The sequence below is a fragment of the Brevibacterium picturae genome (assembly GCF_030453725.1).
GTDB lineage: Bacteria > Actinomycetota > Actinomycetes > Actinomycetales > Brevibacteriaceae > Brevibacterium > Brevibacterium sandarakinum_A.
Window position 1 is genome coordinate 1 of record NZ_JAKDJU010000098.1, and the last position, 11,418, is coordinate 11,418.

Below are 11,418 nucleotides of genomic sequence, written 5' to 3' on the forward strand. Positions count from 1 at the left end.
GGGTGTCTCTATGACCGAATTGCCGGCATACAGCACGCTCGATCTCAGGTCAGACGTAATCACATTTCGCAACGGATTCTGGAATCACGAACCATTCAAGTTGGTTGGATTTTCATAGCTGTGCCTGCGTGCTCTGGGTCGTGCGCGCCCTTCATCTCACAGTAGACAGGATGGCTGTCGTCACGATCAGATTTCTCGCAACTCGGAACCTGACTATTTCCGGTCGTCCCCGGCAGAGTCGGCTTCGTCCGCGGCACCGGTGCAACCCGGGCTGTCGGCGTCACTGGCGGCACCAAGCAGGTCCAGCTCGCGCGGAAGAGTACGCATCCGCAGGAGCGGGGACACGAGCACAGGAATCGACGCGGCAAGCGAACAGGCCGCGAGGATCCACATCGTCGTGGACACGCCGAGCCTGTCACCGAGGATCCCGGCGAGCAATGAACCCAGCGGCATCGGCCCCCAGACGAGGAACCGAATCGAAGCGTTCATGCGTCCCAGCAGCGGCTTCGGGCACAGGCGCTGGCGGAAGCTGACCTGGGCGATGTTGTAGACGACGACCGCCCAGCCGGTGACAAGACTGGCTACGAGCATTGTCGGGAAGGCCGGCAGAACCGTGGCCAGAGGCATCCCGAAGAAGCTCAACCCACCGAGCATTGCGGACACTGAGATGCTCGTTCCCTCGCCGAGTCGTGTCTGCACCGAGGCGGCACTGAGGGCACCGAGGATTCCCCCGATCGCACTGGCCGACATGATGATGCCGAGCTGAACTTGGCTCAGTTCCAGGGTCGTCAGCACGAACAGCACCAGGAGGGCGAAGATGCCCGAGGCTGCGAAGTTCGTGAGGCCCGTGCATGCGGTGATCCGGCGCAGCAGGTTGTGCCCGAGAACGAAGCCGAGTCCTTCACGGATCTCGGAGATGAAGCCGGTGCGGGTCGCCGGTTCCGGCGGTGCTTCACGGTGGCGGATTCTGCTGACGAAGAGACTCGACAGGCTCATGCAGACACTGGTCAGGCCCACTGTCAGTGGGGCTCCGATGGCGGCGACGAGTCCTGAGGCCAAGGTCGGTCCGACGACTCCCGCTGTCTGCTGACTGGCCTGAAGCTTGCCGTTGCCGTCTCCGATGGATCCGCCATCGACGATTTCGGGCAGATACGACTGATTGGCGATGTCGAAGAAGACGGTGACGATCCCGACTCCTGCCGCCACCAGATAGAGCTGGAACATGCTCAGAGCGCCGAGAGCCCAGGCCAGCGGGATCGTCAGCAGGATGGCAGCGCGCACGATGTCGCCGGAGACGATGACGATCTTCTTCGGCAGCCGATCGATCCAAGCACCAGCCGGCAGACTGATGATGAGGAAAGCTGCCGATTCCAGCGTCGCGAGAAGCCCCATCTGGAAGGCGTTCGCGTCTAAGAGACTGACGGCGATGAGGGGGAGTGCGAAGAAGACGAGCTGAGAACCGAACACCGATACGGTGTCGCCCGCCCACAGTTTCATGAAGTCGCGATGGGCCCACAGGGGTGAGCGTCTCGACGGTGCGGGGTCGGGTGTGGCCATGGCTCGTCCTTGAGTCGGGGTGTCGCTGATCTGACGGGGAGAGCAGATCAAGAGTGATTGAGAGCTCTCAATCGGAAGTCTGTCAGAAGTGATTGAGACAAGTCAATCACTGTGAGGTGACCAATTGACTTCTCCCGATCGCTCGTTAGCGTTGAGGTATGAATGCTGAGCGCGCCGAAAATACAGCGCGGACCGTCGCGCGAGCCGTCGAACGCCGTGATGCCACCGACGTTGAGGCGAAGGCCTTGGCCTCGAGTCTGCGCATTCGCATCCTGCGGCTGTGCCTCGACGAGGCGCTGAGCAATCGCGAGATCGCCGAGGCGACCGACCTCAACCCTGCGACATCGCTTCACCATGTGCGGATGCTCGCCGACACGGGTTTCCTCGAGGCGCAGGAGCCGAGGCGGGGTCGCCGAGGTGCGCGGGAGATCCCCTACCTAGCGACAGGCAAGAGCTGGTACATCGATGTCGGCGACGTGACGAACCCGATGATCGAGGCCTTCACCGCCGAATTCACTGCGGCTCCCTACGCGGAGCGGACGATGGGGCGGATGGCGGCGATGCTCACCGATGATGAGGTTGAGGAGTTCCGCGGCCGCATCGATGCCCTCTTTGAAGAGTTCCGCTCCCGCCGTAAGAAGCCGGAAGCCAAACAGTGGGGACTGTTCATCGCCTTGCACCCGAGCAGTCATGCACCAGAGCAACATGAGCGATAGCTCTCATGACACGCGCTGCGCGGCGATCTACGACGTTTCCGAGGGGCCAGAGCGGGACGACCTCGGGGCCTATGCGGCGATGGTCGCGGAGCTCGGAGCCACCTCGGCGGTGGATGTGGGATGCGGAAAGTCTGAACCAGGTGCGTTAGGTGGTCGTTCCGGGCTGAAAATCCTCGGGCGGATCAGCCCAGAACGACCATCTAACGCGGCTGCACAGACAGGCTGACGGCGCGCCGAATCCTGCGGATTTACTGGGCAGGAGCGCATAATCGCCCTAAGATTGGGAACATGGCGACCAGAACGACTTCCCCCGCTTCTGGTACTGGAAAAGGCTCAGCGCGCAAACCTGCTGGTCGGACCGGGCAAGCGGGGAAAAAAGACCCCGGGACAAACGTTGTCACCGGTGCGTGGAGGGGAGTGTCCCACATGGCCGGAAACCGTGCGCGAAAAGTCCTCAGTGACGAACCGACCGATTCACCGACGAAGAGAGACGGCACTGCCTTCTTCCTGATCGGTCTCTCCATCGTCATCGCGGCCTTCGAGTGGTGGAACATCCCCGGCGCGGTCAGCGAAGGCGTCCGCGGCGTCGTCGAAGGCACCTTCGGTCGAGTCGCCCTGGCCCTGCCGGCGATCTTCACCTGCTATGCGATTCGCCTGTTCCTCCGTGGCGAGGACAACCGGGGCAACAACCGGATCCTCATCGGCATCATCCTCCTCCTTCTCTCCGCTTCGGGCTTGGCCCACATTGCCGCAGGCAATCCAACATTCACCAACTCCAGTGAGGCCATGGCCAATGGCGGCGGTGCACTCGGGTTCGTCATCTCCTCGCCACTCGTCATCGCAACGACCGTCTATGTGGCGGTGCCGCTGCTCGTTCTGCTCGGCATCTTCTCGCTGCTGGTCATCACCGCCACACCGGTGCGTTCGATTCCGAAACGACTGACAGCGCTCTACCTGCGTCTGACCGGGGGAGCGCGCCCGGAAGACGGCAACGAGCCGGATTCGACCGACCTGGTCGCCGACAATGCGCGCACCTCCAGCCTCAAACCCGTCATGGGGTCCAAACGCCGGTCGCGGAAGAAGAAGACCGACGTCCCCGAGGGGGAGCGAGCCGACGACGACACCGCGACCAAGGCCTACGACAAGGCCTATATCCATGAAAACGATGTCAATGATGAAGAGGCCGACACCACGGTCATCGAACGGCCTCAGTTCAAGCCCGGTGAACGTCGGCCGACGAAGGCCGAGCAGGAAACGGCCGCGCTGAAGAAGACCATCGGCATGGACGATGACGCTGCCACGGCGGCGAACAAGACCACGTCGGGAGCCGCCTCGGCGTCGGTGCCTGTCACGAACAATCCGGCACCCCCAGCGACGGAACAGCTGCCTGAACGTGTCGAGCAGCTCACGTTGGCCGGGGATGTGACCTACACGCTGCCGAACTCGGACAACCTGATGCCCGGTCCGCCCGCGAAGGAGCGCTCCGAGGCCAACGACCGCGTCGTCGAAGCGCTGCGCGACGTCCTCGAGCAATTCAAGATCGCCGCGGAGGTCACCGGTTTCTCGCGCGGGCCAACGGTCACCCGCTACGAGGTGGAGCTCGGCTCGGGCACCAAGGTGGAGAAGGTCACGGCGCTGAGCAAGAACATCGCCTACGCGGTGGCCAGTGCCGATGTCCGCATCCTCTCGCCGATTCCCGGCAAGAAGGCGATCGGCATCGAGATTCCGAACTCCGACCGTGAGAACGTCGCCCTCGGCGATGTGCTGCGTTCGAAGGCCGCACGCAAGACCGAGAACTCCCTGGTCATGGGTGTGGGCAAGGACGTCGAGGGCGGATTCGTCGTCGCCGACCTGTCGAAGATGCCCCACCTGCTGGTCGCTGGCGCCACCGGTGCCGGTAAGTCGAGCTTCGTGAACTCCATGATCACCTCGATCATGATGCGTGCGACCCCTGACGAGGTGCGCATGATCCTCGTTGATCCCAAGCGCGTGGAACTCACGATCTACGAGGGCATCCCGCACCTGATCACCCCGATCATCACCAACCCCAAGAAGGCCGCCGAGGCGCTGGAATGGGTTGTGCGCGAAATGGACGCCCGTTATGACGACCTCGCGAACTACGGGTTCAAGCACATCAACGAGTTCAACAAGGCTGTGCGCGAAGGGCGAGTCCAGCCGCCGGCCGGGTCCGAAAGGGTCCTGCAGCCCTACCCGTACCTGCTGGTCGTCGTCGACGAGCTCGCCGACCTGATGATGGTCGCACCGCGTGACGTCGAAGCCTCGATTCAGCGCATCACCCAGCTGGCACGTGCAGCCGGCATCCACCTGGTCCTCGCCACACAGCGGCCCAGCGTCGACGTCGTGACCGGCCTGATCAAGGCCAACGTGCCCTCACGTCTGGCGTTCGCCACCTCGTCCCTGGCCGACTCCCGAGTCGTGCTCGACCAGCCGGGTGCGGAGAAGCTCATCGGACAGGGCGACGCACTGTTCCTGCCCATGGGTGCCGCGAAGCCGATGCGTGTCCAGGGTGCCTGGGTCAACGAGTCGGAGATCGAGAAGGTCGTCGAACACGTCAAGGGTCAGCTCACACCCAACTACCGCGAAGACGTCGCGGTGGAGAAGCCGACGAAGCAGATCGACGAGGAGATCGGCGACGATCTCGAGCTCCTGCTCCAGGCGGCAGAGCAGGTCGTGACCACCCAGTTCGGGTCGACCTCGATGCTGCAGCGCAAACTGCGCGTCGGGTTCGCCAAGGCCGGACGCCTCATGGACCTCATGGAATCACGAGGCATCGTCGGACCTTCCGAGGGGTCGAAGGCCCGCGACGTGCTGGTCCGTCCCGAGGATCTGCCGGGGACGCTGGCGATCATCAAGGGTGAGACCCCGCCGGACGAGGAACCGGAATCAGGGCCCAGCGGAGACGGCGGCAGTTCTACCGGATCTGCTCATGATGCGAGCGAGCAGGCGTCTGCGGCAGCGGATTACGACGAAGAGTTTGAGGACATCGGGGCTTCGAGGTCCGGCGCCTCGGCACCATCGGCACGATCAGGCGGCGACCGCTACTCGACGGGCGTCGGTCACTCCGCTGATCTGCGGGTCGGCGAGGTCGACCCCGAGACGGGTTTGGAAGTCGTCGAAGCCAGCGGTGAAGACGCCTGGTCTTTGACAGGGCGCTGAGTCCGGTTGCCCGACCACGGGCGTGGCAGAGCTGAGTGAGGCGTGGGGCCGAGTGCTGAAACGAGCGCTCGGCTCCACGCCTTTCACATGTCATTCGGATAGGGTTGATGCGTGAATGATCGACCAGAGAACAGCGCCCCGGGACACGCACCGGCCGAGCCCAGCCCGTGGAATGTTCCCAATGCACTGACCGTGCTCCGGATCCTGCTCGTCCCCGTCTTCCTCGTCCTTCTCCTGACCGACGGAGGCCAGGATGCGAGCATGCAGTGGTGGGCGCTGATTGTCTTCCTGCTGGCGATGGCCACGGACAAGATCGACGGAGATCTGGCACGCAAATACAACCTCATCACGAACTTCGGAAAGATCGCCGACCCGATCGCCGACAAATCACTGATGGCAGCCGCGCTCATCGGTATGGCTGTGATTGATGTGCTCCCCTGGTGGGTTCCCATCGTCATCCTCATCCGCGAACTGGGCATCACCGTCCTGCGCTTCTTGATGATCCGTATCGCCGTCATGCCCGCGTCCCGAGGCGGCAAGATCAAGACGGTGCTGCAGACCGTCGCGATCGGACTCTTCCTTCTCGTGACTCCGCTCGCCGAGGTTGTTCCCGAGGGCGTGCATCTGGCACTGGTCGTATTTGCCTGGGTGGTCATGGCTGCCGCCATCGTCGTCACCGTCGTGACGGGAGTCGACTACTGTGTCCAAGCCGCAAAACTCGCGCGGGGCTCGCGTGCGTCCGACGGCGCTGCCGGTGACAGTGCTGGGAACGAGGGCCCTGACGACGGTGGGCCCGATAGTGATGGTGGGCCCTCCGACAGGGACGTGAACTGAGCCTGTGAACTCCACGGAACTCCTCTCCCGAAGTCAGCATCTCATCACCACTTGCACACAGGTGGGACTCTCGATCGCCGCCGCGGAATCGCTGACCGGCGGCCGTTTCGTCGCGACCCTCGTCGACGTCCCCGGAGCTTCCGCCGTCGTGCGGGGCGGAGTCATCACCTACGCCACCGACCTCAAATCGCGCCTTGTCGGAGTCGACGCCGAGCAGTTGGACACGGCCGGCCCCGTCGACGAGGTCGTCGCAGCTCAGATGGCGGCCGGTGCGGCCAGAGAGTGCGTTGCAGACATCGGAATCGCCTGTACAGGCGTCGCCGGCCCGGAGCCTCAGGACGACAAGCCGGTCGGCCTCGTCTACACCGCCATCGCCTTCGCCGGAAAGGCGCAGGTCAGCGAGCACCATTTCGCCGGGGACCGAGACACGATCCGCAGCCTGACAGTCGCCGCCATGATGTCGGACCTCGACGACTTCGTCGCACGATTGGCGTTCGGGCCCGAAGCGAAGGGCGATGAAGAATCATGATCGCGCCGCCGCGGAATAAGTTGAGCCTCGGTGAAGTTGAGCAGGTAATGGCACTTGGACGAACACGCACCGGCAGCTTCGAATGGACTGGCAAAATCATCAGGTCACGCACCCAGGTTGGCGCTCGGCAACGACTGGGCTGTAAAGTTGAGGACACCGTCAAGACGATTCGCGGAGACAAAAGGAGGGACGCGCAATGCTACTGAGAGTTGAAATCGGTGACGCACTGCGTTCTGTTCGCCGGCGCCAGGGGAGGACCCTGCGCGATGTCTCCATGGGAGCCAGCGTCTCGCTGGGGTACCTCAGCGAGATCGAACGCGGTCAGAAGGAAGCCTCCTCGGAACTCCTCTCCGCGATCTGCGAAGCCCTCGATCTGCCTTTGTCGGCGTTGCTGTCATCGGTTTCCGATCGATTCGCGCTCGAAGAGGGCGTCGAGATTCCCGACACCATTCCACAGGAACTCTCCGACAAGATCCTCGGTCGACCAGGTGGATACTCGATGCCGCGACTGGCAGCTAAGCCCTAATGCGCCACACCCTCTACTGGGTTCTCATGAATGAGGAATTCGGCGAGGCCCGTGCTGCTTCGCTGCATACGGATCTTGCGCTGAGCAGTCTGGGTTCCCGAACTGCCGAAGAGGCGTTTCGCGCAGGTATCGAACCCCGCGACATCTGGATTGCCGTCTGCGATGCCTCTGGTGTGCCCGAGTCACGTCGCCTGGGCAAAGAGAAACCCCGCTCACGTCCCTTCTGAGGCTGCTCTTCTGTGACCACGTGCTTGCCTCGGGGCGATGAGCTCATGACGATGAGCCTGGCGATGATGGAGCGCAATTGCGCAGGCGTGGATCCCTCGGGCATGCCCACCCCGGCTCGCACGATGACGTCACTGCGCTTCTGCCTCGCGCTCCGGACCAGCGCTCCTGCCCGAAACGGGAGCAGCGTCCTCCGGTGTCCGTGAGTCCTTCGCGTGTCGGTGCAGCACCGGGAAGGTGTCGGTGCGGGGCCGGGAAGGTGTCGGAGTGGCACCGCGAGCAAAGTGGTGCGACACGCGCCGTCATATAGAACACTTGTTCCCATGTCGGTTATGCTGGTAGGGAATCACGGGACCTGTGACCATGAGTGGCTGATTGTCCACGGGGGAATTCGTTCCTCTGTTGTTATGTCAGTGCCACCTTCTAGCCTTGGTCTCAACGGAAAACGATACTTTTAGGAGAGATCATGGCTCGGACACCGAAGAACCTGCAGATCCCAACCGGCGGCGACAAGTCGAAGGCACTCGACGCCGCGCTGGGGCAGATCGACCGCAATTACGGCAAGGGCGCGATCATGCGTCTGGGTGAAGGGGTGCGCGAGCCGATCGCCTGCATCCCCACTGGTTCCATTGCACTCGACATCGCCCTGGGCATCGGTGGACTGCCGCGCGGCCGTGTCGTGGAGATCTATGGCCCGGAATCCTCGGGCAAGACCACGGTGGCACTGCACGCTGTTGCCAATGCCCAGAAGACGGGCGGAATCGCAGCATTCATCGATGCTGAGCACGCGCTTGACCCGGAGTACGCGAAGAAGCTCGGCGTCGACACCGACCAGCTCCTCGTGTCTCAGCCGGACACCGGTGAGCAGGCGCTGGAAATCGCCGACATGCTCATCCGCTCCGGAGCACTCGACGTCATCGTCATCGACTCCGTCGCGGCCCTCGTGCCGAAGGCAGAGATCGAAGGCGAGATGGGTGACAGCCACGTGGGCCTCCAGGCGCGTCTGATGTCGCAGGCACTGCGCAAGATCGCGGGCGCACTGGCGCAGTCGAAGACCACCGCAATCTTCATCAACCAGCTGCGTGAGAAGGTCGGCGTCTTCTTCGGCTCCCCAGAGACCACCTCCGGTGGTAAGGCTCTGAAGTTCTACGCCTCCGTGCGCATCGACGTGCGACGCATTGAGACCCTGAAGGAGGGCCAGGACGCGGTCGGCAACCGCACCCGTGCCAAGATCGTCAAGAACAAGATCGCGCCGCCGTTCAAGCAGGCCGAGTTCGACATCATCTATGGCCACGGCATCTCCCGTGAGGGCAGCCTCATCGATATGGGCGTCGACAACGGCATCATCCGCAAGTCCGGCTCGTGGTTCACCTACGACGGTGATCAGCTGGGTCAGGGCAAGGAGAACGTGCGGAACTTCCTGCGCGACAACCCAGGGCTGGCCGAGGAGATCGAACTCAAGATCAAGCACAAGATGGGTCTGATCAAGGTCGACGAGCCCGAGGAAGAGGGCGAGCAGGAAGAGGACACCACAGCAGAGACCTCGAAGTCGGATGACGTCGAAATCTCCTGACCCGATCGATCGCGACAGCGAGCTCGCCGAGTCGAGACCCAGTGACGACTTGGCGGGATCAGGCACACAGACGGCGAAGCTGACCGAGCTGCGCGATGCCATCACGGAGATCGATCAACGGCACGCCGAGGGGGAGTCCGGGTATTTCGCCGGGCTCTCAGCCGAAGACACCGTCGACGCGTTCCCGGGTTCTGCTGCGTCTTCGGCGTCTGCCGGCCCGGCTGCGTCTTCGGCGCCGGACTTCGCCGACGCGTTGTCATTCGACGATGACGGCGACGATGATGCCGAGGATTTCGACGCCTCCTATGCGAAGGCGAAGAAGACGGCCATGAACATGCTGGCGATGCGCGATCACGCCAGCGGTGAGCTTCGTGACAAGCTGCTCAAACGCGACTTCCTCCAGGAAGCCGTCGACGAGCTCATTGCGAAGCTGCAGAAATCCCGGCTCCTTGACGATGAGGAATTCGCGCACCGCTACGTGCGCGCTCACCGGGAGCGGCGAAAGCTGTCTCGCACGGCGCTCAAGCGAGAACTGAACAAGAAGGGACTGTCTGCCGACATCGTCTCCGGCGCAGTCGAAGACGTGGATGGGGAAGAGGATCTCGCCCGACAGGTCGCAGAGAAGAAGGCCGCATCGAGTCGCGGACTCGATGACGAAGTCCGCGAACGTCGGATCCTGGGTATGCTCGCGCGACGCGGATTCGCATCCTCGGTCTGCCTCAAAGTGACACGCGAAGTCCTCGCCGAGGACTGAACACCGCCGACGACAGACAACAGCTAGAATAGTTGCGCCATGACTGAACTGATTGATGCACCCACCGCCACCGAGAAGTCACCCCGCAGCTACGAGGTGAAGACCTACGGCTGTCAGATGAACGTCCACGATTCCGAACGACTCTCCGGGCTTCTCGATGATGCAGGCTATGTTCCCGCGAAGACCGATGACCAGGCCGACGTCATCGTCTTCAACACCTGCGCAGTCCGCGAGAACGCGGACAACCGTCTCTACGGCAACCTCGGTCAGCTGGCCCATGTCAAGGAACGCAACCCCGATTTCCAGATCGCCGTCGGCGGCTGCATGGCGCAGAAGGATCGGGACGCGATCGTCAAGAAGGCCCCGTGGGTCGACGTCGTCTTCGGCACCCACAATATGGGATCGCTGCCGGCACTGCTGGAACGAGCGCGACACAATGAGGAAGCCCAGGTCGAGATCCTCGAGAGCCTCGACGTCTTCCCCTCCACCCTGCCCAGTCGTCGAGAGTCCCAGCATTCCGGGTGGGTCTCGATCTCGGTCGGATGCAACAACTCCTGCACGTTCTGCATCGTGCCCAGCCTCCGCGGCAAAGAGAAGGACCGCAGGCCCGGAGACATCCTCGCCGAGGTCGAAGCACTCGTCGCCGACGGAGTCGTCGAAGTCACGCTTCTGGGCCAGAACGTGAACTCCTACGGTGCGGAATTCAGGGACAAGGGCGCATTCGCGAAACTGCTGCGTGCAGTGGGCAAGGTCGAGGGCATCGAACGTGTGCGCTTCACCAGCCCACATCCGGCGTCATTCTCCGATGACGTGATCGACGCAATGGCCGAGACACCGACAGTCATGCCCCAGCTGCACATGCCGCTGCAGTCGGGATCCGACTCGATCCTCAAATCCATGCGCCGCTCCTACCGCACCAGCAGATTCATGCGCATCCTCGATTCGGTGCGTGAGAAGATCCCCCACGCAGCGATCACCACCGACATCATCGTCGGATTCCCCGGGGAGACAGAAGAAGACTTCCTCGGCACTATGGACATCGTCCGCCGTGCTCGTTTTTCACAGGCTTTCACCTTCCAGTACTCGATCCGTCCCGGCACCCCGGCCGCCACGATGGACGATCAGATACCCAAGCACATCGTGCAGGAGCGCTTCGAGAGGCTGACCGCGCTCCAGGACGAAATCGCCTGGGAGGAGAACACCGCACAGATCGGCCGTGAGGTGGAAGTCCTGGTCACGAAAAGACCCCATGATGACTCACCACGCCTCAGCGGCCGCTCGGCGGACAACCGGCTCGTCCACGTCGGCATCCCCGAGGGAGCCGAAATGCCGCGCCCCGGTGATTTCGTCACCGCGACCGTCACGGACGCCAAACCCTACTTCCTCTTGGCCGACTCCGGCTTCGCGGTGCGACCTTCGCGAGCAGGCGATGCCTATGACCGCGCCCAGGCGGACAGCTGCGGTGCCCCGGTGCCGGGCCAGACTGACGGCGGATCCACGAATCTGGGGATGCCGACCATCCGCACC

Annotated in this window: 10 protein-coding genes; 9 read left to right on the top strand and 1 reads right to left on the bottom strand. The window is 63.0% G+C overall.

Annotated features, from left to right (window positions below; genetic code table 11):
• Positions 1-213 precede the first annotated feature (213 nt).
• The gene (locus L0G76_RS10475) at positions 214-1,557 is read right to left on the bottom strand and encodes an MFS transporter (RefSeq protein WP_304357183.1); all 1,344 of its coding nucleotides are present in this window, start codon (positions 1,555-1,557) and stop codon (positions 214-216) included.
• 158 nt (positions 1,558-1,715) lie between these two features.
• Here L0G76_RS10475 and L0G76_RS10480 point away from each other — a divergent pair, with 158 nt between their 5' ends.
• The 9 genes from L0G76_RS10480 to miaB form a co-directional block, all read left to right on the top strand.
• Positions 1,716-2,273, top strand: coding sequence for an ArsR/SmtB family transcription factor (locus L0G76_RS10480; RefSeq protein ID WP_304357184.1), 558 nt, complete (start codon positions 1,716-1,718; stop codon positions 2,271-2,273).
• 426 nt (positions 2,274-2,699) lie between these two features.
• Complete coding sequence (locus L0G76_RS10485; RefSeq protein WP_369696179.1) at positions 2,700-5,450, top strand: DNA translocase FtsK; 2,751 nt, start codon at positions 2,700-2,702, stop codon at positions 5,448-5,450.
• 111 nt (positions 5,451-5,561) lie between these two features.
• Positions 5,562-6,284 carry a CDP-diacylglycerol--glycerol-3-phosphate 3-phosphatidyltransferase gene (pgsA, locus tag L0G76_RS10490; RefSeq protein ID WP_304357186.1) on the top strand — a complete coding sequence of 241 codons (723 nt, stop codon included), beginning with the start codon at positions 5,562-5,564 and terminating at the stop codon, positions 6,282-6,284.
• A gap of 4 nt (positions 6,285-6,288) precedes the next feature.
• The gene (locus L0G76_RS10495; protein ID WP_304357187.1) at positions 6,289-6,813 is read left to right on the top strand and encodes a CinA family protein; all 525 of its coding nucleotides are present in this window, start codon (positions 6,289-6,291) and stop codon (positions 6,811-6,813) included.
• A 196-nt stretch (positions 6,814-7,009) separates the two neighbouring features.
• Positions 7,010-7,339: a helix-turn-helix domain-containing protein gene (locus tag L0G76_RS10500; protein ID WP_092107390.1), complete on the top strand. Its 330-nt coding sequence runs from the start codon at positions 7,010-7,012 to the stop codon at positions 7,337-7,339.
• Positions 7,339-7,566, top strand: coding sequence for a DUF3046 domain-containing protein (locus L0G76_RS10505; protein WP_304357188.1), 228 nt, complete (start codon positions 7,339-7,341; stop codon positions 7,564-7,566). The genes L0G76_RS10500 and L0G76_RS10505 overlap by 1 nt, the downstream gene beginning before the upstream one ends.
• A gap of 464 nt (positions 7,567-8,030) precedes the next feature.
• A complete protein-coding gene (gene recA / locus L0G76_RS10510) occupies positions 8,031-9,137 on the top strand; it encodes a recombinase RecA (protein ID WP_304357189.1) in 1,107 nt (368 codons plus the stop codon).
• A complete protein-coding gene (locus L0G76_RS10515; protein WP_304357190.1) occupies positions 9,118-9,891 on the top strand; it encodes a regulatory protein RecX in 774 nt (257 codons plus the stop codon). The genes recA and L0G76_RS10515 overlap by 20 nt, the downstream gene beginning before the upstream one ends.
• A 39-nt stretch (positions 9,892-9,930) precedes the next feature.
• Positions 9,931-11,418: tRNA (N6-isopentenyl adenosine(37)-C2)-methylthiotransferase MiaB (gene miaB, locus L0G76_RS10520; RefSeq protein ID WP_304357191.1), on the top strand; the 1,488-nt coding region annotated here is incomplete at its 3' end.

Coding starts and splice junctions, on each gene's coding strand:
- L0G76_RS10505 (WP_304357188.1), top strand. CDS start 7,339: ATGCGCCACACCCTCTACTGGGTTCTCATGAATGAGGAATTCGGCGAG.
- L0G76_RS10485 (WP_369696179.1), top strand. CDS start 2,700: ATGGCCGGAAACCGTGCGCGAAAAGTCCTCAGTGACGAACCGACCGAT.
- L0G76_RS10515 (WP_304357190.1), top strand. CDS start 9,118: ATGACGTCGAAATCTCCTGACCCGATCGATCGCGACAGCGAGCTCGCC.
- L0G76_RS10500 (WP_092107390.1), top strand. CDS start 7,010: ATGCTACTGAGAGTTGAAATCGGTGACGCACTGCGTTCTGTTCGCCGG.
- recA (WP_304357189.1), top strand. CDS start 8,031: ATGGCTCGGACACCGAAGAACCTGCAGATCCCAACCGGCGGCGACAAG.
- L0G76_RS10475 (WP_304357183.1), bottom strand. CDS start 1,557: ATGGCCACACCCGACCCCGCACCGTCGAGACGCTCACCCCTGTGGGCC.
- L0G76_RS10480 (WP_304357184.1), top strand. CDS start 1,716: ATGAATGCTGAGCGCGCCGAAAATACAGCGCGGACCGTCGCGCGAGCC.